Source organism: Pseudomonas sp. NPDC078700, from assembly GCF_044542375.1.
GTDB lineage: Bacteria > Pseudomonadota > Gammaproteobacteria > Pseudomonadales > Pseudomonadaceae > Aquipseudomonas.
This window is the reverse complement of the sequence record NZ_JBITUI010000006.1, coordinates 61,305-83,497: the sequence shown is the minus strand read 5'-3', so window position 1 is coordinate 83,497 and position 22,193 is coordinate 61,305. Positions and strand designations below refer to the sequence as shown.

Below are 22,193 nucleotides of genomic sequence, written 5' to 3'. Positions count from 1 at the left end.
AGATGGACTAGCGCTAACTGCCAGCTAGGGATCAAGCATGCGTAACTGCCCTCCTGATACCCACAAATAGCTGTTGAAAATATCAGTAGCACACTTTCAATAAGCCAAATTATCATAAGCATGCTTATGTATTTTTGGTGATAACAATGACAATTAAACCCACCCTAGGTTTTATCCTGCATGACGTTGCACGCCTTATGCGCAAGCGCTTTGAACAGCGCGCCCGAAAAGTCGGCCTGACCCGTTCGCAGTGGCAAGTGTTGTCCAAGCTGGCAATGAATGAGGGCATCCACCAGAAAGGCTTGGCTGACCTGTTGGAAATCGAATCGATCACCCTGGTACGTCTGCTCGATAAGATGCAGGAGCGTGGCCTGCTTGAGCGCCGTCCTCACCCAACTGACCGGCGCATGACCTTGCTCTACCTCACACCACAATCCCACCCGCTGCTGCAAGTGATGCGAACGCTGGGTGAGCAGACTCGCGCCGAAACCATGAGTGATTTCTCTGCAGAAGAAAGCGTGCAACTTGAGCAAGTTCTAACGCGTATGCGCGACAACTTGCTGCATGCCTGCTCTCAACCCGTTGAGACGGAGGGTGCAGATGATGCCTGAGGCGAGCGCGCAAACTCACCAAACACAAGCAAAGCACCTTGAAAATGCTCCACTCTCCGAGCCGCAGGTCTGCGCAGCAACAGCCCAGCAACCGATCAGCTCAGGACCTGCCAATACACTGCCCGAGCCCTCAGCGTCACGGCTAAACATGCGGCGCGGTCTGTTTCTCTTACTGCCCATTACCCTGCTGGCTTTGGGTGCCTTGTATGTTCTGGGTGGCCAGGTCATTAGCACTGACAATGCTTATATTCAGGCAGACCATGTGGGGGTTTCCACTGATGTAGCCGGGATTGTTGAAGCTGTGGAAGTCACGGATAACCAGCTGGTCAGCAAGGGACAGGTGTTGTTTCGCTTGCGCCCCGAACCCTTTGAAATCGCCTTGAAAAACGCAGAGGCCCAGTTGGGAGAGGTGCGTAACCAGCTAATGAACTACAAAGCCAGCTATGCGCAGGCTCAGGCTGAAATAACCCAAGCGCAATCAGAAATCCCCTATTACGAAAAGAATCTGGCGCGCCTGAATACCTTGGTAAGCATATCGGCGGTTTCCAAAACCCAGTACGACGATGCCAAGCACAACCTACAAACCACCCAGCAAAAGGTCGCAGTGGCTAAGGCCCAAGCACAGGCCACACTGGCGCAATTGAGCGGTAATGTCGACCTGCCGCTGGAGCAACAACCTCGCTATATGCAGGCCCAAGCGAAAGTCGATGAAGCTCAGCGCAACCTGAAAAACTCAGTCGTGGTAGCGCCCTTTGCAGGCATAGTCACCCATGTTGACTCATTGGCCGCAGGTGCCTATCTGCAACCGCCGCAGTCGGGCTTTAGCCTGATATCTACCGAGCATGTATGGGTAGCCGCGTCGCCGAAAGAAACCGAGCTTACCCATATGCAGCCCGGACAACCGGTGGTCATTAACGTTGACGCGTATCCCGGCGTCACCTGGCATGGCACAGTGGACAGTATCAGCCCGGCGTCCAGTTCTAGCTTTTCGCTGCTGCCTGCGCAAAACACCACCGGCAACTGGGTGAAAGTGGTGCAGCGCATTCCGGTACGCATCCGCATTGACGATGCCTCAGGCAAACCACCCTTGCGCCACGGCATGAGCGTGGAAGCAGGTATCGACACCGGCCACGCCCGAGGCGTGCCGGAGTTGCTAAGCAGCCTGTGGATCGGCAAAGCGCAAGCAAATGAGTGACACCGACAGGGTAATGCCACCTTCCACCGAGCGGTTGATGATCACTGCCTGTGTGGTCCTTTCAGTCATCATGCAGGCACTGGACACCACCATCGCTAACGTTGCCTTGCCGTATATGCAGGGTAGCGTGTCAGCCAGTGCAGATCAGATCAACTGGGTACTTACCTCATACATTGTCGCCGCCGCCATCATGACACCGCCCTCGGCATTTCTTGCCCGACGCTTTGGTCGCAAGACTGTGCTGCTCTGGTCGATTGTCGGCTTCGTTTTATCATCGGTGCTATGTGGCATTGCCCAGTCACTTGGGGAAATCATCGCCTTCCGGCTCATGCAGGGCTTGGCTGGTGCAGCGCTCGTGCCTCTGTCTCAAGGCATTTTGCTAGACATCTACTCACTCAAAGAGCGCGGTTCAGCCATGGCGCTCTATGGCGTTTCGGTGATGGTCGGCCCCGTTCTCGGGCCGATGCTCGGCGGCTGGCTGACCGAGAATTTCAGCTGGCGTTGGGTGTTCTTCATTAATCTGCCGATCGGCATGCTGGCGTTTCTCGGCATCATCCGCTATGTCCAGGAAACGCCTGTCGATAAAAACTCACGCCTCGATTGGCTGGGCTTTGGCTCCCTCAGCGTGGCCATTATGGCGATGCAGTTATTCTTGGATCGGGGTGAACAGCTGGGTTGGTTTGATTCACTCGAAATTACCCTCGAAGCCGTGGTCGCTGTGTCAGCCGCTTATGTATTTCTCGTCCACACCTTCACCGACAAAGATCCATTTATCAGCCTCCAGCTGTTTAAAGATCGCAATTTCAGCCTTAGCATTGTGTTTATCTTTATTATCGGCATCACCTATTTAGCCTCTTTGGCGCTGATGACACCTTACCTTCAGAGCCTGATGGGCTACCCCGTGCTCAAAGCGGGGTTGGCTATGGGGCCGCGGGGCATGGGCACCATGTTAACCATGTACCTAGCCGGGCACCTGGTTGGTAAAGTCGACACCCGTTGGCTGCTGTTTTGGGGCTTGGCGCTGTCTGCAGGCTCCATGTGGCTGATGACCGGCTGGACGCCCGACGTGTCCATGCAAACCATCATCTGTGTCGGTTTTATTCAGGGGGCCAGTCTGGGCTTGCTGTTTGTGCCGTTGTCGACTATTGCGTTTGCCACCCTGCCAAGCGCGCTGCGGGCCGACGGTACGGGCCTATACAGCTTGTCGCGCAATGTGGGTTCCAGCGTCGGCATTTCAATTGTCACAGTGCTACTGGTGCAGAACACTCAGGTCAACCATGCCGAGATTGGTGCTCATGTTACTGCGTTCAACCGGTTGTTCGATGCATGGCCAATCAGCGATATGCTCAATCCAATGACTGCCAGTGGCCGGGCAATGCTCGATGGCATGATCAACACGCAATCGAGTTGGATCGCCTATATCGACGATTTCAAGCTGTTGATGATCTTGTCTCTGGCCGTGATGCCCTTGCTGGTGCTGATTAAAACACCACAGGCATCACCCCCAATCAGTAACCATGGACCTGTGCTTGAATAAACAGGCAAATATAGTGCAGGGTTTGATAGTGATCTTGCAGTCTGCAATCAACCGAAATCAATCTGCCGTGGTTTTAAGCACACGACTCAACCTTTCGGCGAAGAACCACTGGACGCCACAAACTCAGCAAGCCCAACAGCGCCATGGCCGCCCCTACCCACAGCGGTCCGCGCAATCCATAACCCTGATCTATGGCAGCGCCTCCAGCCCAACTACCAACGGCTAGACCAGCAGTTATCACTGAGGTGTGCAAGGCATTGACCAGTGCAGTGGGCTCGGCGGCTTTCATTACTCGCGCCGCCATCGCTGGATTCAGCGCCACGCCGGTAAAGCCGATCGCAAGAAAACAGCCAATATTCAGCCAGCGCAGATCTCCTGCCATGGCGAAGCCACCCAACGCCATGACCAATAATGCCAACCCCCAGCCGAGAGCTGCGATGGTATGGCGATCGGCAATCCGCCCGACAAACATATTGCCCAGCAAATTGGCGATCCCGTACAGGGCGAGCAATGGCGCGACATGGTTCGGTTTTACCCCCACTTCCTCAATCAATATCGGTGCACAATAGCTAAAGGCAGCGAATGCAGAACCGATGATCAAACCGCTCGTCAGATAGGCCGCCCATAGACGACTATTGCTCATGATGTGCCACTGTTGCGCAAGGGCAGGCTCAGCACCGGGTTCGCTCTCAGGCAGACGCCTAGCCGCCAAAGCAGTGCACAGCATTGCCAGCGCTACAACCAACCATGCGCTAGCACGCCAACCAAAGTGCTGCTCGACCCAAGCCGTTACGGGCACGCCCGCCACTGGCGAAAGCATCAGACCGGCCAGCACCACCGAAACGGCCCGGGCGCGCACTGTTGGCGCAACCAACCCGGCGCAGATGGTCATACATAAACCGATACACCCAGCGCTCGCCACGCCCATCACCACCCGTGCAATTGCCAATACCAGATAACTCGGCGCAGAGGCAGCCGCAACCCCAGCTGCAACATAAAGTGCCAGCAACCAAACAAGCGCGCGTTTGTTACTGACACGTCGAGCCAGCAGCAACACCGTAACAGGCGGTCCCCCCAGGGCCATGCCCACTGCATAGAGCGCGATTAGATTGCCCACCTGGGCAAGGCTTACCGAAAACGCATCGGCCAAGGCTGGCATCATTCCAGCAACCATAAACTCAGCAGTGACCAACGAAAAGATGGTCAAACCTAGGAGATAGACAGTCGCGGGCAGTTTAGTACGGTTACTCATGGAAGACTCTGGCAGCAATTAGGCCGCCACCCTAACATCGTCAAACCGATATTAATCAAAACTGGCCAGTGGTTTGTTGTGAGCATCTAACTGGCACTAGCAAAGACTGGGATACAAGTCGGTAATCACCCGCAACCTTGTTGCCTAACCTGCGATCTAAACTTTTCAGATCATCGTACGTCCAGTTCAATAGAGACGGCATAAGTTTGAAGCGCACCCTGAGCTAAGGACAACTGATGAATTCCAAAGAACGTCAAAAAGCGATTTGGCCTGCCAGTGAACATGACTTGCAACAAGCCCGGGACTTCAACAAGAAGCTCGCTTGGTTGCCACGCTTTCGAATTCGCAATCGCCTTATGCCCCGTGTAATTCAGACGCTGTTGCGCGCCAGTCAAATCGGCGGCGAAGTTAAGTTGCGCAAACATGGTCTCAAGGCTGAAACACAAGTGATTCGGGTGGGCGATGTGTCTGTGCCGTTAAGAATCATCAGGCCAGTAGGTGTGACGAAAGGGGTTGTGCTGGACTTCCATGGCGGCGGATGGGTAATAGGCAATGCGCAGATGAACGATAACTTCAACATTGCCATGGTCAATGAGTGTCAGGTAACCGTAATATCTGTCGATTATCGCCTTGCCGTTTCAACGCCACTAGAAGGCCTGCTGCAAGACTGTTTGACTGCCGCTCGCTGGCTGCTGGATAGCAACACAAATGAGTTCGCTAATTTACCCGTCATCATGGTTGGTGAATCAGCCGGGGCTCACTTGGGTGCAGCAACGTTGCTGATGCTCAAGCAATGGCCGCAACTGCTTAAACGGGTCAGTGGCGCGCTGTTGTATTACGGTGTCTACGACCTGGCCGGAACCCCCAGTGTCCGCTCAGCCCCCCATGAAACATTAGTGCTGGATGGCCCGGGCATGGTTGAGGCCCTGCGTATGCTGACACCTGGCCTAAGTGACCAACAACGCGCGCAGCCACCTTTGTCGCCACTTTATGGCGACTTTAGCGATTTTCCACCGGCACTGATGTTTGTCGGCGAATTGGATCCGCTCAAGGATGACACCCTTGATATTGCCGAGCGCTGGATGAAGTCTGCGCCAGTTCAAGTGTACTTGGTGCCCGCTACGCCCCACGGCTTCATCCACTTCCCCATCGCCTTTGCAAACCGGGTGCTTGCCTACAGCCGAGGGTGGATTAACGCTCAGATTAAGGCATCGCAGAAAGCGCCCACTGAGTGACAAATAATGTCCCACCAGTCTGTCACGCGATTACAGATTCCCACCCAAATGGGCTTATAAATGCACTGGACTGGCTTTAAGCCAGTAAAACACGCGTCATCAGTTATCGGCCACCGTACAACTGTAGTCTCAGCTATGCGACAATAGACGAAATGTCTGGCATCAACCCCCGCATTCATATCCCAGCAGCTCGGCCATCCGTGCCGAAGCTGCGCTTTAGGTATGCACGCTAGATCGACTCAAGCTCCGATTGGAGCTGACTGGATAGGCTACAGTTTGATATCAAATGGATATCAGGCCAATCCAGACACTCTTAAGTTATTGATAGGTAAGTCCTTTGATCTCCACCGCTAACATCACCATGCAGTTCGGCGCAAAGCCACTGTTCGAAAACGTTTCCGTAAAATTCGGGAACGGCAACCGCTATGGCCTGATCGGCGCCAATGGTTGCGGCAAGTCGACCTTCATGAAGATTCTCGGTGACGATCTCGAGCCGTCGGGTGGCCAGGTGATGCTTGAGCCCAATGTGCGCCTGGGTAAGCTACGTCAGGATCAATTCGCCTACGAAGACTTCAATGTGATCGATACCGTGATCATGGGTCACGGCGAATTGTGGAAGGTCAAGGCTGAGCGCGACCGTATTTACTCGCTGGCAGAAATGACTGAAGAAGACGGCATGGCTGTAGCCGAGCTGGAAACCGAATTCGCAGAGATGGACGGCTATACCGCTGAATCCCGCGCCGGTGAGCTGCTGCTGGGCTTGGGCATTCCGTTAGCCCAACATTTTGGCCCGATGAGTGAAGTCGCTCCAGGCTGGAAGCTGCGCGTATTGCTGGCTCAGGCGCTGTTCTCTGATCCAGACGTGTTGCTGCTCGACGAACCGACCAACCACCTGGATATCAACACCATCCGCTGGCTGGAAAACATTCTCACGGCACGTAACAGCACCATGATCATCATTTCCCACGACCGTCACTTCCTCAACAGCGTATGCACGCACATGGCCGACTTGGATTACGGCGAGTTGCGCCTGTTCCCGGGTAACTATGATGAGTACATGACCGCGGCCACTCAGTCCCGCGAGCAGTTACTGTCGGACAACGCCAAGAAGAAAGCACAAATCAGTGAGCTGCAGAGCTTCGTCAGCCGCTTCTCGGCCAACGCCTCGAAAGCCAAGCAAGCCACGTCACGGGCTAAGCAAATCGACAAGATTCAGCTGGCAGAGGTTAAGCCATCGAGCCGTATCAGCCCGTTTATTCGCTTTGAGCAGACCAAAAAGCTGCATCGCCAAGCAGTGACTGTTGAACACATGGCCAAGGGCTTTGACGGCAAAGCGCTGTTCAAGAACTTCAGCTTTACCGTTGAGGCTGGCGAGCGCGTAGCAATTATCGGCCCCAACGGCATCGGTAAAACCACCCTGCTTCGTACCCTTATGGGCGAACTGACCCCGGATGCGGGCTCGGTGAAATGGACTGAAAGTGCTGAACTGGGTTACTACGCCCAGGACCACGCCCACGACTTTGAAGACGATCAAACCCTGTTCGAGTGGATGGGTCAGTGGACTCAGGGCGGCGAGCAGTTGGTACGCGGCACACTGGGCCGTATGCTGTTCTCCAACGATGACATCCTCAAGTCAGTCAAGGTCATCTCCGGTGGAGAGCAAGGCCGTATGCTGTTCGGCAAGCTGATCCTGAACAAGCCTAACGTGCTGATCATGGACGAACCGACCAACCACTTGGACATGGAATCCATCGAAGCCCTGAACCTGGCGCTGGAAAACTACCCGGGCACGCTGATCTTTGTCAGCCACGACCGTGAGTTTGTGGGCTCGCTGGCCACCCGCATCATCGAACTGACCGACAGCGGCGTGACCGACTTTAGCGGCACCTACGATGACTACCTGCGCAGCCAAGGCGTTATCGTTTAAGCGCCCTGCTCCACGGCCAAAAGCCCGCACTCAGCTGCGGGCTTTTTATTTGGCGTAGGGTAAGCATTCAAGCTCGGTAAGACTCGAAGACAAACCAGAATCCCAGTTGTATGCAGCCTGCAATGGTGGAAGGAAAAGCGTCTACCAGGGTTCATGCAATCACCTTGCAGCGTTTAATAGCGGCATAAACAGCGTCAGCCTCCCTACTAAATTTTGAAGAAAAAAAAGCCACCCGAAGGTGGCCTCTTTTCAAGCAAAAAAGCGATTAAGCCTTTTTAACTTCCCAGCCGGTCAGCTCAGCCAAGGCTTTGCCGATGTCAGCCAGGGAACGCACGGTTTTAACGCCTGCGTCTTGCAGAGCAGCAAACTTCTCGTCTGCAGTGCCCTTGCCGCCAGAGATGATTGCACCGGCGTGACCCATACGCTTGCCCGCAGGAGCGGTAACACCAGCGATGTAGGAAACAACAGGCTTAGTCACGTTGGCTTTGATGTAAGCAGCAGCTTCTTCTTCAGCCGAACCGCCGATCTCACCGATCATAACGATCGCTTCGGTCTTAGGATCTTCCTGGAACAATTTCAGGATGTCGATGAAGTTAGAACCTGGGATCGGGTCACCACCGATACCTACGCAAGTCGACTGACCGAAACCGGCGTCAGTGGTCTGCTTAACAGCTTCGTAAGTCAGGGTGCCGGAACGCGACACGATGCCTACTTTGCCTGGCAAGTGGATGTGACCTGGCATGATGCCGATCTTGCACTCGCCCGGCGTGATAACGCCTGGGCAGTTAGGGCCGATCAGGACCACACCCAGTTCATCACACTTAACTTTGGCTTCAAGCATGTCGATAGTTGCAATACCTTCGGTAATGCAAACGATCAGCTTGATACCGCCCATTGCTGCTTCCAGGATCGAGTCCTTGCAGAATGGAGCCGGTACGTAGATAACGCTGGCAGTAGCGCCAGTGGTGTCTACAGCTTCTTGAACAGTGTTGAACACTGGCAGACCCAGGTGAGTAGTACCACCTTTGCCTGGTGTTACACCGCCGACCATTTGAGTGCCGTAGGCAATCGCTTGTTCGGAGTGGAAGGTACCCTGCGAGCCAGTGAAGCCCTGGCAGATTACTTTGGTGTCTTTATTGATCAGGACGCTCATTACTTGCCCTCCGCAGCTTTGACGACTTGCTGAGCAGCGTCGGTCAAGCTAGTTGCCGCGATGATGTTCAGGCCACTTTCTGCCAGGACTTTAGCGCCCAGCTCAGCGTTGTTACCTTCAAGGCGAACAACAACCGGAATTTTAACGCCGACTTCTTTCACTGCGCCGATGATGCCTTCAGCAATCATGTCGCAACGAACGATACCGCCGAAAATGTTAACCAGAACGGCTTTAACATTGTCATCCGAGAGGATGATTTTGAACGCTTCGGTAACGCGTTCTTTGGTTGCGCCGCCGCCAACGTCCAGGAAGTTAGCTGGCTGACCGCCGTGCAGGTTGACGATGTCCATGGTACCCATGGCCAGGCCAGCACCGTTGACCATGCAGCCGATGTTACCTTCAAGGGCGACGTAGTTCAGTTCGAACTTGGCAGCGTGGGCTTCGCGCGGATCGTCCTGCGACGGGTCATGCATAGCGCGCAGCTTAGGCTGGCGGTACATGGCGTTGCTGTCGATGTTGATCTTGGCGTCCAGGCAGTGCAGGTTGCCGTCAGCTTTGATGACCAGCGGGTTCACTTCCAGCAGAGCCAAGTCATAGTCTTGGAACAGCTTGGCCAGACCGACGAAGATCTGAGTGAATTGCTTGATCTGATTACCTTCAAGACCCAACTGGAAAGCCAACTCGCGACCTTGGAATGGCTGAGCGCCAACCAGTGGATCGATTGTTGCCTTGAGGATTTTCTCAGGGGTGTCGTGTGCAACTTTCTCGATGTCTACGCCACCTTCGGTGGACGCCATGAACACGATACGACGAGTCGAACGATCAACTACAGCGCCCAGGTACAGTTCCTTGGCGATGTCAGTGCAGGATTCAACCAAGATCTTGCTTACCGGCTGACCGTTAGCGTCAGTTTGATAAGTTACCAGACGCTTGCCCAGCCAGTTGGCTGCGAATGCCTTAGCATCTTCTTTGCTCTTGACCAGCTTTACGCCGCCCGCTTTACCACGGCCGCCAGCGTGAACTTGGGCTTTAACAACCCACTCGCTGCCACCAATTTTGTCGCAAGCTTCTGCGGCTTCTTCTGGGGTGTCTACTGCGTAGCCTTGGGATACGGGCAGGCCGTACTCAGCGAAAAGCTGCTTACCCTGATACTCGTGGAGATTCATGCTTGTCTACCGTCTTCGTTTGGGTATTGCGCATTCGGTGCTGCAATTTAATGCCGCACCACCTGTGACCGCCATCTTGAGCAGTCCGACTTACATTCCGCGCTTAAGCAAAGCTAAACACGGGCCGTAGTCGTGGTTCTTTTTGTCCAGTAACCGCTGTGCCTGCTGTTTAGGCAAGCGCAGCGGTTAATAGTCAGTTTCTCAGCGTTTTTTGCGATTAGCGATGTGAATAGCGCCGCCATTCACTGCCAACGCCGCTTCGTGCAACGCTTCGGAAAGGGTTGGGTGCGAGAACACCATCATCCCTAGATCTTCGGCACTGGTGCCGAATTCCATGCCGATTGCGCCCTGCTGAACCAACTCAGCAGCGCTCGGGCCAATAACATGAACGCCCAACACGCGATCAGTCTTGGCATCAGCAATAACTTTAACCATACCGCCAGTATCGTTGGCAGCCATTGCACGACCGCTGGCCGCGAATGGGAACGTACCCACGTTAACAGCAACGCCGTCAGCCTTAAGCTGCTGCTCGGTTTTACCAACCCATGCGATTTCCGGGTGAGTGTAAATAACCGAAGGGATCAAGTCATAATTCATTTGCGCTTTGTGACCGGCGATACGCTCGGCAACCATCACGCCCTCTTCCGAGGCTTTGTGCGCGAGCATTGCACCGCGAACCACGTCACCAATGGCGTAAACGCCTGGAACGCTGGTTTCGCACTGGTCGTTGACGAAGATGAAACCGCGCTCATCCATGTCAACGCCGCTGTCAGCAGCCAGCAACTCAGTGGTCACCGGACGACGGCCGACCGCTACGATCAGCTTGTCAAACGTCATTTTCTGCTCGCCGTCGGCGTCAGTGAAGCTCACGGTGACTTGCTTCTTCTTAACTTCAGAAGCTGTCAGGCGTGCGCCCAGCAGAATTTTCAGACCTTGTTTGGTCAGGGTCTTCATGGCTTCTTTAGAGATCTGATCATCAGCCGCTGGCAGGAACTTGTCCTGAGCTTCGATAACAGTCACTTGCGAACCCAGGCGCGACCATACCGAACCCAGTTCCAGACCAATAACGCCTGCGCCAATCACGCCCAGCGTCTTAGGTACGGCTTGGAAATCCAGAGCACCAGTGGAATCGACGATAACGTCCTGGTCAACCGGAGCTGGTGGAATGTCGATTGGCTTGGAGCCCGAAGCGATGATCACGCTACCGGCTTCAAAAACCTGAGTGGTGCCGTCTTGGGCAGTCACTTCAACTTGCTTGCCAGACAGCAGTTTGCCGTGGCCTTCCAGCAGCGTAACGCCGTTGGCTTTGAACAGCGTCGCAACGCCGCCAGTCAGGTTCTTAACGATGGTGTCCTTGCGGCCAACCATGGCTGGCACATCCATGGTCACGCCTTTGGCAGTGATACCGTGGACAGCAAAGCCTTCCTGAGCCTCGTGATATTTCCACGAGCTGTCAAGCAGTGCTTTTGAAGGAATGCAACCAACGTTCAAGCAGGTGCCGCCAAGTGCGATCTTGCCAGCTTTATCCTGGTACTTCTCGATACAGGCAGTCTTCAAGCCCAGCTGTGCTGCCTTGATTGCAGCTACATAACCGCCAGGGCCGGCACCGATGACTACCACGTCGAATTTCTGAGACATTACTAATTCCTTCTCAAATAGACCGGACGGCTCCTTGTGGGAGCCGCCGAGGGAGAAACTGGGTTTAGATATCCAGCAGCAGGCGCGCAGGATCTTCCAGCAGGTTCTTGATGGTCACCAGGAAGGTCACGGCTTCCTTTCCATCGATCAGGCGGTGATCGTAAGACAGCGCCAAGTACATCATAGGACGAATAACAACCTGACCATTAATTGCCATTGGGCGCTGCAGAATGTTGTGCATACCCAAGATAGCAGCTTGCGGCGGGTTGACAATCGGCGTCGACATCATCGAACCGAAAGTACCACCGTTAGTGATGGTGAAGGTACCGCCAGTCATTTCGTCGATCGACAGCTTGCCGTCGCGCGCTTTCTTACCGAAGGTCGCGATGCCATTTTCGATTTCAGCCAGGCTCATCGATTCAGCGTTACGCAGTACCGGTACAACCAGACCACGGTCGCTCGATACAGCAACGCCAACGTCAGCGTAGCCGTGGTAAACGATGTCAGAACCATCGATCGAGGCGTTCACCGCCGGGTAGCGCTTGAGTGCTTCAGTCGCAGCCTTAACGAAGAACGACATAAAGCCCAGACGTACGCCGTTGTGCGACTTCTCGAACAGGTCTTTGTACTTCGAACGCAGCGCCATGACTTCAGTCATGTCGACTTCGTTGAAGGTAGTCAGCATGGCCATGTTCGACTGAGCTTCAACCAGACGCTCAGCAACTTTGGCACGCAGACGGGTCATCGGCACGCGCTTCTCAACACGATCGCCAACAGCCATTACTGGAGCGCTAGCAGCGGCAGCAGCTGGCTTAGCGGCAGGTGCGTTTTTCTTGGCTTCAACAGCTGCAACAACGTCTTCTTTAGTGACGCGACCGCCTTTGCCCGAGCCCTTGATGCTGTTCGGGTTGATGCCGTTTTCTTCAGCCAGCTTGCGAGCAGCAGGCGAAAGGATTTGATCGTCATCACCGCCAGCAGGTGCAGCAGCAGGTGCCTCTTCTTTTGCAGCAGGTGCAGAAGCAGCGGCTGGAGTAGCGCCAGCAGCGCCTTCAGTCAGGCGGCCCAGCAGTTCGTTGCTCAGTACGGTGTCGCCTTCGTTTTTAACGATTTCAGCGATCACGCCGTCGGCTTCAGCCAACACTTCGATAACAACTTTGTCAGTCTCGATGTCAACAATCAGCTCATCGCGCTTGACTGCGTCGCCCGGCTTTTTGTGCCAAGTAGCAACGGTACCGTCAGCAACCGATTCCGGGAAAGTTGGGGCATTAATATCGATAGCCATTGTGTGTGTCCTTAAATTCGGTTTTCAACGAGGCGGCCCACTCAGGCCGCCTCTTGCGCTCAGGCGTTAAACAGTGAAAGCGTCTTGCAGCAGTTTTTCCTGCTGCTCGGCGTGCAACGATGCATAACCGCATGCTGGAGATGCTGAGCCTTCACGGCCGGCATACTCAAGAACCAGGGTTTTCTTATGCGCAGTGACAACACGGCGCATGTGATGCTGGCTGCAATACCAGGCACCTTGGTTCATCGGCTCTTCCTGACACCAGACGATGTGCTTGAGATTCTTATAAACAGCAAGAGTCTCAGTCAGATCTTCTTCTGGGAACGGATAAAGCTGTTCGAGGCGTACGATAGCAATGTTGTTCAAGCCTTCAGCGCGACGCTTTTCGAGCAAGTCGTAGTAGACCTTGCCGCTGCACATCACCACACGGTCGACTTTCTTCGGATCGATTGCATCGACCTCAGGAATAACCGTTTGGAACGAGCCTTCAGCCAAATCTTCAAGCGTCGAGATTGCCAATTTGTGGCGCAACAGCGACTTCGGCGTCAATACGACCAATGGCTTGCGCAGAGGGCGGATCACCTGACGACGCAGCAAGTGGTAGATCTGAGCCGGTGTGGTCGGTACGCAGACCTGCATGTTGTGCTCAGCACAAAGTTGCAGATAACGCTCCAAACGCGCCGAGGAGTGCTCTGGCCCCTGCCCTTCATAACCATGCGGCAATAGCATAGTCAGACCGCAGAGACGGCCCCACTTGGTTTCGCCACTGGAGATGAACTGGTCAAATACAACCTGAGCACCGTTAGCGAAGTCACCGAATTGTGCTTCCCAGATCACCAAGCCATTTGGCGTGGTGGTCGAGTAGCCGTATTCGAAGGCAAGCACCGCTTCTTCAGACAGGAACGAGTCATACAGATCGAAATCTGGCTGATCGTCATACAGCTTCTGCAGCGGTACATAGGTGGCGCCGTCTTTCTGGTTGTGCAGAACGGCATGGCGGTGCGAGAACGTACCGCGACCTACGTCTTGACCCGTGATGCGAATTGGATGGCCTTCAAACAACAGGGTTGCGTATGCCATGGTTTCGGCATAACCCCAGTTGATCGGCAACGCACCGGCGGTCATCTTCTGACGGTCTTCGTAAATCTTCGACACCTGACGCTGAACCACAAAGCCATCTGGCGTTTCCAGTACTTTGCTCGACAGTTCTTGCAGGGTCTTCAGGTCAAAGCGAGTGTCATGACGCGCAGTCCAGGCGTGGCCCAGATACGGACGCCAGTCAACAAACAGCTCTTTGTTAGGCTCTTTAACCAAGCTCTTAACAACGTGCTGGCCATTGTCCAATGCGGTGCGGTACTCATCGCTCTTGGCCTGAACATCTTCGGCGGTCTGACTCGACGCACCGATCAGCTTCTCAGCGTACAGCTCACGCGTGGTGCGCTGCTTGGCGATCTGCTGGTACATCAGCGGCTGGGTGCCATTCGGCTCATCGGCTTCGTTGTGACCGCGACGACGGTAGCAAACCAGGTCGATCACCACATCGCGCTTGTACTGCATGCGGTAATCAACAGCCATCTGAGTGACAAACAACACAGCTTCCGGATCATCACCATTAACGTGGAAGATCGGCGCCTGGATCATTTTCGCCACATCAGTGCAGTACTCAGTGGAACGAGCATCGTCTGCACGGCTGATGGTGAAACCAACTTGGTTGTTGATGACGATATGGATGGTGCCGCCCGTCTTGAAGCCGCGCGTTTGCGACATCTGGAAGGTTTCCATGACCACACCCTGACCTGCAAATGCAGCATCACCGTGGATGGAAATTGGCAGGACCTTATCGCCTACGTTGTCATTACGGCGATCTTGACGGGCACGAACAGAGCCCTCAACCACCGGAGAAACGATTTCAAGGTGCGACGGGTTGAACGCCAGCGCCAAGTGGACTTCGCCACCGGCAGTCATCACGTTCGAGGAGAAACCCTGGTGGTATTTAACGTCACCCGAGCTCAAGCCTTCGGTTTTCTTGCCTTCGAACTCATCGAACAGGTCACGCGGGTTCTTGCCGAACGTGTTGACCAGTACGTTGAGGCGACCACGGTGGGCCATGCCGATGACAATTTCTTTGGTGCCGTAAGAGCCGCTGCGCTGGATGATTTCATCGAGCAACGGGATCAAGCTCTCGCCACCTTCCAAACCAAAGCGCTTGGTGCCTGGGTATTTGGTGCCCAGGTACTTTTCAAGACCTTCAGCGGCAGTCAGGCGCTCAAGCACATGCCCCTGCACTTCTGCGGAGTATTGTGGACGACCACGAACGCTTTCCAGACGCTGCTGGAACCAGCTGCGCTGTTCGGAATCGACGATGTGAGTGAATTCTGCGCCAATGGTGCGGCAATATGTCTGCTGCAACGCTTCGAGAATTTCACGCAGACTCGCCTCTTCCTTGCCGATGACCAGACCACCCGTGCGGAACGTGGTGTCCATGTCAGCGTCAGTCAGGCTGTAGTGATTGATCGACAGATCAGCCGGCAGCGGACGCTGCCAGAGACCTAGCGGATCAAGCTGCGCAGCCTGATGACCACGCATGCGGTAGGCCTGAATCAGACGCAGTACTTCGACTTGCTTCTTTTCGTGCTCGCTGCTGACGCTACCGGCAGAAACCGGTTGCGCACGTGCTTTGTTTTTAGCGAGCAGCACGAAATGGTCGCGAATCGTGGAATGCGATACGTCTGTTGTGGCGCCACCATCGGCCGGTAACTTCTGGAAGTAAGTGCGCCATTCTTCTGGCACAGCGTTGGGATCGTGCAGGTAAAGCTCATAGAGCTCTTCCACATAGGCAGCATTTCCACCGGATAGGTGGGCGCTGTCCCACATGCGCTGCATCACGCTTTCTTGCATGCTTGGTCACCCTCGGTTAGGGGACACCATCGGCGAAGAAACCGCGTGGGCTTTCGAAGTCATGATCCAGCGACCTCGGTAAAGCCACCACAGATCCCGCAGATAGTCCGGGCTCCGGCCCAGATGCCCCTGCTTGGTCGTCATAATATTTCAAAGTAGAACCACGGCTTTGTGGGCTGCGATTCTGGCTAAAACTGCGATATCGCATCACACACGATACCGCAGGCGTTACAGGTCTAGCAGAAAACGGTGTATCAAGTACCGCTTTGCAACAGCATGCCGCGAATGTGGCCGATTGCCTTGGTCGGGTTCAAACCCTTAGGGCAAACGCTTACGCAGTTCATGATGCTACGGCAGCGGAACACACTGAATGGATCATCCAATGCAGACAAACGTTCAACTGTTTTCGTGTCACGGCTATCAGCCAGGAAACGATAAGCTTGCAGCAGTGCAGCAGGACCGAGGAACTTATCAGGGTTCCACCAGAACGATGGGCAGCTGGTCGAGCAGCAAGCGCACAGAATGCACTCGTACAGACCATCAAGCTTCTCACGCTCTTCCGGTGACTGCAGACGCTCGATAGCCGGCGTTGGCGTATCGTTCTGCAAAAACGGCTGAATCTTCTCGTACTGCTTATAGAAGATGCTCATATCGACTACCAGGTCACGAATGACTGGTAAACCAGGCAAAGGACGGATCACCAGCTTGTTGTTTTTCACCACAGCCGACAACGGTGTGATGCAAGCCAGGCCATTCTTGCCATTGATGTTCATGCCGTCAGAGCCACACACGCCCTCACGGCAAGAACGACGGTAGGAGAAACCTTCGTCTTGCTCTTTTACCAGCGCCAGGACGTCAAGAACCATGATGTCCTTGCCGCCGGTATCGATCTGGAATTCCTGCATGAACGGCGCAGAGTCGCTCTCAGGGTTATAGCGATAAACACTTACTTGCAACATATCAGCCACCCTTAGTAAGTCCGGATCTTAGGTTCAAAGGTCGGAACTGTCTTCGGAGAGAAGTTAACGGCACGCTTGGTCACGCGCTTATCGCCTGGGAAGTACAGGGAATGGCACAGCCAGTTTTCGTCGTCACGATCTTCGAAGTCTTCACGGGCGTGAGCACCACGAGATTCTTTACGAGTCTCAGCAGCAATCGCGGTCGCTTCAGCAACTTCGAGAAGGTTTTGCAGTTCCAAAGCTTCGATACGCGCAGTGTTGAACGCCTGGCTCTTGTCCGCGATCTTAACAGTAGCGATCCGCTCACGCAGGTCAGCCAGCTGGGTAATACCCTTCTGCATGTATTCACCAGTACGGAATACACCGAAGTAGTTCTGCATGCAGCTTTGCAGTTCTTTACGCAGTGGAGCAACGTCTTCACCGGTGGTGCGTTCGTTAACACCCGCCAGACGGCTAAGCGACTGATCGATATCAGTGGCGCTCGCATTGCGGTGTTCAACGCCTTCTTTAAGCGATTTCTCGAGGTGCAGGCCAGCCGCACGACCGAATACCACCAAGTCGAGCAGCGAGTTGCCGCCCAGACGGTTTGCACCGTGAACCGATACGCAGGCTACTTCACCTACAGCGAACAGACCTTCGATGATCTTGTCGTTGCCGTTTTCGTCCTGAGTAATTGCCTGACCATGGATGTTGGTGGCAACGCCGCCCATCATATAGTGGCAAGTCGGAACAACTGGAATAGGCGTTACAGCTGGGTCAACGTGGGCGAAGGTTTTCGACAGCTCAACGATGCCAGGCAGACGGCTCAACAGGACGTCTTCGCCCAGGTGATCCATCTTCAGCATTACGTGATCGCCATCAGGACCACAGCCGTTACCGGCAATAATCTCTTTAACCATCGAACGCGCAACCACGTCACGACCAGCAAGGTCTTTAGCGTTCGGCGCATAACGCTCCATGAAACGCTCGCCGTGCTTGTTGATCAGGTAACCACCTTCACCACGGCAACCTTCGGTTACCAGTACACCGGCGCCGGCAATACCGGTCGGGTGGAACTGCCACATTTCGATGTCCTGAACCGGAACACCTGCACGCAGCGCCATACCAATACCGTCACCGGTGTTGATCAAGGCGTTAGTGGTAGACGAGTAGATGCGACCCGCGCCGCCAGTTGCCAGAACAACGGCCTTAGCACGGATATAAACCGTCTCACCGTCTTCAAGGCAGATAGCGATTACACCGACGATTACGCCGTCTTGGTTCTTAACCAGGTCAACTGCATACCATTCGTTAAGGAACGAAGTACCGGCTTTCAGGTTGCCCTGATAAAGGGTGTGCAGCAGAGCGTGACCCGTACGGTCAGCCGCGGCGCACGTACGGGCAGCCTGACCGCCCTTACCGAAGTCCTTGGACTGGCCACCGAATGGACGCTGGTAGATGCGGCCTTGCTCGGTACGCGAGAACGGCAAACCCATGTGCTCAAGCTCGAAAACCGCTTCCGGGCCTACGGAACACATGTACTCGATAGCGTCTTGGTCACCGATGTAGTCGGAACCTTTAACGGTATCGTACATGTGCCAGCGCCAATCATCGTTCGGATCGGCAGAGGCGATTGCACAAGTAATTCCGCCTTGGGCAGATACTGTGTGCGAACGCGTTGGGAATACCTTGGTGACGACTGCGGTTTTGTGACCGCCTTGAGCCAGCTGCAGCGCGGCACGCATGCCTGCACCGCCGCCACCAATGATGATGGCGTCATAAGAAAGTGTACGAATAGTCATGGATCAGATACCCCAAAGAATCTGCACGCCCCAGACGAAAAACGCGAACATGGCGATGCCACACGCTGCCTGGAACAGAAAACGCACGGCTGTAGCCCACTTACCGATCGCCATATTGGTCAGGTAGTCAGTGGAGATTGTCCACATACCAACCCAGGCGTGAACGCTGAGTGAAACTAAAGTCAGCAAGCTGAAGATGCGCATTGCTTGATTGGAGAACAAACCATGCCAGTCGGCATAACCCATACCAGGATGGGCGATCACATAACCCAGCAAAAACAGCACATAGGCCGCGAGAACGACAGCTGAAACACGCTGTGCCATCCAGTCATAGAGACCAGAACGCGACAAGTTAGTGACGTTGGTTACCATATCCATACCCCCAGCAGCAGAATCACGACCGCTGCAACAGCGAGTACGATTTTCGAGCCCAATGCACCGCCCTCAAGCGATTCACCGATACCCATGTCCATGATGATGTGGCGTACGCCAGCCACCAGGTGGTACAGCAAGGCGGACAACAATGCCCAAATCACAAACTTAGCCACAGGGCTAGTCAAACATTCTTTCACCTCGGCAAAGCCTTCCTCTGAAGCAAGCGACTTGTCGAGCGCATAAAGCAGCACGGCAATGCCGACAAAGAGGATGACACCGGAAATACGGTGAAGAATGGACGTGTAAGCGGTGATTGGGAGCTTGATAGTCCTAAGGTCTAGGTTTACAGGTCGTTGGCTATTCACGGCTTTTTTTATCACACTGAGAGCCCCGAAGTTGCAGGGCAAAGTTGTCGGGAGGTGCACTGGTCAGGTACCCATCACCCAAGGAGTGAAAACCACCAGATACAGGGCCAAAAGCCCTTAGTGGTTGGCCGCAGAGTATAGACAGTTAGGTTACTAATGACAACGGACCTGCCTATACCTTAGTGCAGATTGCGCGGATTATTTAAATCACGTAAAAGCGCAACTTATCCTTAATAATCAGCTGCCCACAGGCTCTACCCCATAGTGTTTTCGCAAATTGACTTTAGAATTTATCCCACTATAGTGGTGCGGGCCCTGCGTGGGGGGCTGTCTGATGATATCAAGCATAACTAGGAGGCCACACATGGCTGACAAAAAAGCGCAGTTGGTCATCGAGGGTGATGCCCCCGTCGAACTGCCTATTTTAACCGGCACCGTTGGTCCCGATGTAATCGATGTAAGAGGCTTAACAGCCACGGGCCGCTTCACTTTTGATCCAGGCTTCATGTCCACCGCGTCTTGCGAGTCGCAAATCACCTACATTGATGGTGACCAAGGCATTCTGCTGCATCGCGGCTACCCGATTGAACAGCTCGCTGAGAAAGCTGACTATCTGGAAACTTGCTACCTGCTGCTGAACGGCGAAATGCCGGATGAAGCACAAAAAGCTCAATTTGTAAGCACCATCAAGAACCACACCATGGTTCACGAACAGCTGAAGACCTTCTTCAACGGTTTCCGTCGTGACGCACACCCAATGGCCATCATGTGTGGCGTGGTCGGTGCCCTCTCCGCCTTCTATCACGACTCACTGGACATCAAGAACCCGCATCACCGCGAAGTATCGGCCATGCGCCTGATCTCCAAGATGCCAACCCTTGCAGCGATGACCTACAAGTACTCCATGGGCCAGCCTATGATGTACCCGCGTAATGACCTGAATTACGCTGAAAACTTCCTGCATATGATGTTTAACACGCCTTGCGAAATTAAGCCGATCAGCCCGGTTCTGGCCAAAGCGATGGATAAAATCTTTATCCTTCACGCTGACCATGAGCAGAACGCTTCGACTTCGACCGTGCGCCTGGCTGGCTCCTCTGGCGCCAACCCATTTGCCTGTATCGCAGCTGGTATCGCCGCACTTTGGGGCCCTGCTCACGGTGGCGCTAACGAAGCTGTACTGAGCATGCTTGATGAAATTGGCGATGTTTCCAACATCGATACCTTTATCGCTAAAGCCAAGGACAAAGAAGACCCATTCAAGCTGATGGGCTTTGGTCACCGCGTATACAAAAACCGCGACCCACGCGCTACTGTGATGAAGCAGACGTGCGATGAAGTGCTTAAAGAGCTGGGTATCACCAATGATCCACAGCTGGAACTGGCCATGCGTCTCGAAGAGATCGCACTGACCGATCCATACTTTATCGAACGCTCGCTGTACCCGAACGTAGACTTTTATTCGGGCATCATCTTGAAAGCGATCGGTATTCCAACCAGCATGTTCACAGTGATTTTCGCACTGGCACGCACTGTTGGCTGGATCTCGCACTGGAAAGAAATGCTTGAAAGCCCGTACAAAATTGGCCGTCCACGCCAGCTGTACACCGGCGAAAAGCAGCGTGACATCAAGAAATAAGCCACCAAGGCTAATTTGATAACGCAAAAAAGGCTGCCAATTGGCAGCCTTTTTTATACAAGGTTGATCGCGCTAGACACGCCTTCCTGTGCGTACGGCGAACAACTTCGGCACTCGAACTATTTTTTCTCGGCCAGTTCGCGGTAGTTTTTCAGGGTGTTAAATGGCGCATCAACAACAAATTTGTTGGCTAACCACGACGGCACACTACCGCCCGGCTCGGTGTGCACTTCATAGACGACTTCAACTTCGCCTGCTGCCTTCGGGGTAAACACCCAACTTCCCTCTAACTCGCTAACTCTGACAAAACCTTTTTCTTCGGGTACATAGCTCGGCACCCCGTGCATTAAGCGAGTTGCTCCGCCATCAGCGCCTTGTTTAGTCATCACTTCCATTACCGAGTCGCGCGGCGTGACAGGCCAAGGCGTGTTGAACTGAGCATAAGTCCAAGCCTTATCTCCCTCTTGCTTAAGGACTTTTTGCGTTTTGCACTCATGAATCCATGCGCAAGAACCTGCCGCATCGTTCTGCAACTTAAGCAGTGTCGACACATCAGACTTGATGGTGGTTACACCACGGTAGGCCTTGTATTCAGAGCCTGCTACATCACTCAGGTAAATCTTGATGCCATCCTCATCCTTCACCAGATTCCAGTCTTGCGCATGCGCAGCATTAACCGCCAATACAGCAACGCCACCCAACAGTAACCGTGTCAATAGAGCCATCATCTCTCCCAGGCTTGTGCCTGCTGGTAAATTAATTACTTAACCCGCCGCGGCAGTCGTACCTTCCAGCCAGGCAATTAAGCGGATTGCATCTTCCTGAGTGTCACCGCACACCTCAACATCTGCAGCGAATGCAGAACAGACCAATGGCCGCTCGGGCTGACCGAAGATCATGCAAAAATTAGTCTCATCCAACTGAATGCAGCGCACTCCAGCCGGCTTGCCGTTGGGCATACCCGGAATCGGAGAACTGATTGAAGGTGAGATGCAGCAAGCGCCACAGCCAGCTCGGCATTTCATGATCCGTACACGCCCCCAATAAGCACAATCACAGCATATCGCCGATTTTACCTGCAAACAGCTAAGATTAGCAGCACCTAAACAACCAACTCGTCGCTACCTGTCATTGCACAATCAGAGGTCGCAGGAAATTCGCGACACCTGATTGTTAAGGC

18 protein-coding genes are annotated in these 22,193 nt (G+C 54.1%); 6 read left to right on the top strand and 12 right to left on the bottom strand.

Annotated features, from left to right (window positions below):
- Positions 1–146 precede the first annotated feature (146 nt).
- From ACIGCM_RS19255 to ACIGCM_RS19245, 3 genes are read left to right on the top strand one after another with little or no spacing between them, the layout of a single operon-like run.
- Complete coding sequence (locus ACIGCM_RS19255) at positions 147–611, top strand: MarR family winged helix-turn-helix transcriptional regulator (protein WP_397503660.1); 465 nt, start codon at positions 147–149, stop codon at positions 609–611.
- Positions 601–1,806 (top strand): HlyD family secretion protein, encoded by a 1,206-nt coding sequence (locus tag ACIGCM_RS19250; RefSeq protein ID WP_397503659.1) that lies wholly within the window; start codon positions 601–603, stop codon positions 1,804–1,806. Before ACIGCM_RS19255 ends, ACIGCM_RS19250 begins: the two co-directional genes overlap by 11 nt.
- Complete coding sequence (locus ACIGCM_RS19245) at positions 1,799–3,343, top strand: MDR family MFS transporter (RefSeq protein WP_397503658.1); 1,545 nt, start codon at positions 1,799–1,801, stop codon at positions 3,341–3,343. Before ACIGCM_RS19250 ends, ACIGCM_RS19245 begins: the two co-directional genes overlap by 8 nt.
- Before the next feature lie 73 nt (positions 3,344–3,416).
- On the opposite strand, the gene ACIGCM_RS19240 is transcribed toward ACIGCM_RS19245, so the two are convergent.
- Positions 3,417–4,595 carry an MFS transporter gene (locus tag ACIGCM_RS19240; protein ID WP_397503657.1) on the bottom strand — a complete coding sequence of 393 codons (1,179 nt, stop codon included), beginning with the start codon at positions 4,593–4,595 and terminating at the stop codon, positions 3,417–3,419.
- A 236-nt stretch (positions 4,596–4,831) separates the two neighbouring features.
- On the opposite strand from ACIGCM_RS19240, the gene ACIGCM_RS19235 reads away from it, so the two are divergent.
- Together ACIGCM_RS19235 and ACIGCM_RS19230 are read left to right on the top strand one after the other, a co-directional pair.
- The gene (locus tag ACIGCM_RS19235) at positions 4,832–5,830 is read left to right on the top strand and encodes an alpha/beta hydrolase (RefSeq protein WP_397503656.1); all 999 of its coding nucleotides are present in this window, start codon (positions 4,832–4,834) and stop codon (positions 5,828–5,830) included.
- Between the two features lie 337 nt (positions 5,831–6,167).
- Positions 6,168–7,757, top strand: a complete 1,590-nt coding sequence (locus ACIGCM_RS19230; RefSeq protein WP_397503655.1) for an ABC-F family ATPase — start codon at positions 6,168–6,170, stop codon at positions 7,755–7,757.
- A 265-nt stretch (positions 7,758–8,022) separates the two neighbouring features.
- Here ACIGCM_RS19230 and sucD read toward each other — a convergent pair whose 3' ends face one another.
- The 9 genes from sucD to sdhC all read right to left on the bottom strand — a co-directional run bounded on the left by sucD (position 8,023) and on the right by sdhC (position 19,386).
- A complete protein-coding gene (gene sucD / locus ACIGCM_RS19225) occupies positions 8,023–8,910 on the bottom strand; it encodes a succinate--CoA ligase subunit alpha (RefSeq protein WP_397503654.1) in 888 nt (295 codons plus the stop codon).
- A complete protein-coding gene (gene sucC / locus ACIGCM_RS19220; protein WP_397503653.1) occupies positions 8,910–10,076 on the bottom strand; it encodes an ADP-forming succinate--CoA ligase subunit beta in 1,167 nt (388 codons plus the stop codon). The genes sucD and sucC overlap by 1 nt, the downstream gene beginning before the upstream one ends.
- 201 nt (positions 10,077–10,277) lie before the next feature.
- Positions 10,278–11,714: a dihydrolipoyl dehydrogenase gene (lpdA, locus tag ACIGCM_RS19215; protein ID WP_397503652.1), complete on the bottom strand. Its 1,437-nt coding sequence runs from the start codon at positions 11,712–11,714 to the stop codon at positions 10,278–10,280.
- Between the two features lie 64 nt (positions 11,715–11,778).
- Complete coding sequence (odhB, locus tag ACIGCM_RS19210; protein ID WP_397503651.1) at positions 11,779–12,996, bottom strand: 2-oxoglutarate dehydrogenase complex dihydrolipoyllysine-residue succinyltransferase; 1,218 nt, start codon at positions 12,994–12,996, stop codon at positions 11,779–11,781.
- A gap of 66 nt (positions 12,997–13,062) precedes the next feature.
- Positions 13,063–15,894 carry a 2-oxoglutarate dehydrogenase E1 component gene (locus ACIGCM_RS19205; RefSeq protein ID WP_397503650.1) on the bottom strand — a complete coding sequence of 944 codons (2,832 nt, stop codon included), beginning with the start codon at positions 15,892–15,894 and terminating at the stop codon, positions 13,063–13,065.
- 254 nt (positions 15,895–16,148) lie between these two features.
- The gene (locus ACIGCM_RS19200; RefSeq protein WP_397503649.1) at positions 16,149–16,853 is read right to left on the bottom strand and encodes a succinate dehydrogenase iron-sulfur subunit; all 705 of its coding nucleotides are present in this window, start codon (positions 16,851–16,853) and stop codon (positions 16,149–16,151) included.
- Between the two features lie 11 nt (positions 16,854–16,864).
- The gene (gene sdhA, locus ACIGCM_RS19195) at positions 16,865–18,634 is read right to left on the bottom strand and encodes a succinate dehydrogenase flavoprotein subunit (protein WP_397503648.1); all 1,770 of its coding nucleotides are present in this window, start codon (positions 18,632–18,634) and stop codon (positions 16,865–16,867) included.
- A gap of 3 nt (positions 18,635–18,637) precedes the next feature.
- Positions 18,638–19,006, bottom strand: a complete 369-nt coding sequence (gene sdhD / locus ACIGCM_RS19190; RefSeq protein ID WP_339516961.1) for a succinate dehydrogenase, hydrophobic membrane anchor protein — start codon at positions 19,004–19,006, stop codon at positions 18,638–18,640.
- Entirely contained in the window at positions 19,000–19,386 is a 387-nt protein-coding gene (sdhC, locus tag ACIGCM_RS19185; protein ID WP_397503816.1) for a succinate dehydrogenase, cytochrome b556 subunit, read from the bottom strand. The genes sdhD and sdhC overlap by 7 nt, the downstream gene beginning before the upstream one ends.
- A gap of 352 nt (positions 19,387–19,738) precedes the next feature.
- Between sdhC and gltA the strand changes: the two genes are divergently transcribed.
- On the top strand, positions 19,739–21,013 hold the full coding sequence (gene gltA, locus ACIGCM_RS19180) for a citrate synthase (RefSeq protein ID WP_397503647.1): 1,275 nt from the start codon (positions 19,739–19,741) through the stop codon (positions 21,011–21,013).
- Between the two features lie 119 nt (positions 21,014–21,132).
- Here the strand turns inward: gltA and ACIGCM_RS19175 are convergent, their stop codons facing one another.
- A complete protein-coding gene (locus ACIGCM_RS19175) occupies positions 21,133–21,741 on the bottom strand; it encodes an START domain-containing protein (RefSeq protein WP_397503646.1) in 609 nt (202 codons plus the stop codon).
- A gap of 36 nt (positions 21,742–21,777) precedes the next feature.
- Positions 21,778–22,038, bottom strand: a complete 261-nt coding sequence (locus ACIGCM_RS19170; protein ID WP_397503645.1) for a YkgJ family cysteine cluster protein — start codon at positions 22,036–22,038, stop codon at positions 21,778–21,780.
- Positions 22,039–22,193 lie beyond the last annotated feature (155 nt).

Excerpts from the sequence above, each read along its gene's own strand:
- ACIGCM_RS19255 (WP_397503660.1), top strand. The coding sequence starts at position 147 with ATGACAATTAAACCCACCCTAGGTTTTATCCTGCATGACGTTGCACGC.
- sdhD (WP_339516961.1), bottom strand. The coding sequence starts at position 19,006 with ATGGTAACCAACGTCACTAACTTGTCGCGTTCTGGTCTCTATGACTGG.
- sucD (WP_397503654.1), bottom strand. The coding sequence starts at position 8,910 with ATGAGCGTCCTGATCAATAAAGACACCAAAGTAATCTGCCAGGGCTTC.
- ACIGCM_RS19245 (WP_397503658.1), top strand. The coding sequence starts at position 1,799 with ATGAGTGACACCGACAGGGTAATGCCACCTTCCACCGAGCGGTTGATG.
- ACIGCM_RS19170 (WP_397503645.1), bottom strand. The coding sequence starts at position 22,038 with ATGAAATGCCGAGCTGGCTGTGGCGCTTGCTGCATCTCACCTTCAATC.
- ACIGCM_RS19200 (WP_397503649.1), bottom strand. The coding sequence starts at position 16,853 with ATGTTGCAAGTAAGTGTTTATCGCTATAACCCTGAGAGCGACTCTGCG.
- ACIGCM_RS19205 (WP_397503650.1), bottom strand. The coding sequence starts at position 15,894 with ATGCAAGAAAGCGTGATGCAGCGCATGTGGGACAGCGCCCACCTATCC.
- ACIGCM_RS19240 (WP_397503657.1), bottom strand. The coding sequence starts at position 4,595 with ATGAGTAACCGTACTAAACTGCCCGCGACTGTCTATCTCCTAGGTTTG.
- ACIGCM_RS19250 (WP_397503659.1), top strand. The coding sequence starts at position 601 with ATGATGCCTGAGGCGAGCGCGCAAACTCACCAAACACAAGCAAAGCAC.
- gltA (WP_397503647.1), top strand. The coding sequence starts at position 19,739 with ATGGCTGACAAAAAAGCGCAGTTGGTCATCGAGGGTGATGCCCCCGTC.
- ACIGCM_RS19175 (WP_397503646.1), bottom strand. The coding sequence starts at position 21,741 with ATGATGGCTCTATTGACACGGTTACTGTTGGGTGGCGTTGCTGTATTG.
- sucC (WP_397503653.1), bottom strand. The coding sequence starts at position 10,076 with ATGAATCTCCACGAGTATCAGGGTAAGCAGCTTTTCGCTGAGTACGGC.
- sdhA (WP_397503648.1), bottom strand. The coding sequence starts at position 18,634 with ATGACTATTCGTACACTTTCTTATGACGCCATCATCATTGGTGGCGGC.
- odhB (WP_397503651.1), bottom strand. The coding sequence starts at position 12,996 with ATGGCTATCGATATTAATGCCCCAACTTTCCCGGAATCGGTTGCTGAC.
- lpdA (WP_397503652.1), bottom strand. The coding sequence starts at position 11,714 with ATGTCTCAGAAATTCGACGTGGTAGTCATCGGTGCCGGCCCTGGCGGT.
- ACIGCM_RS19235 (WP_397503656.1), top strand. The coding sequence starts at position 4,832 with ATGAATTCCAAAGAACGTCAAAAAGCGATTTGGCCTGCCAGTGAACAT.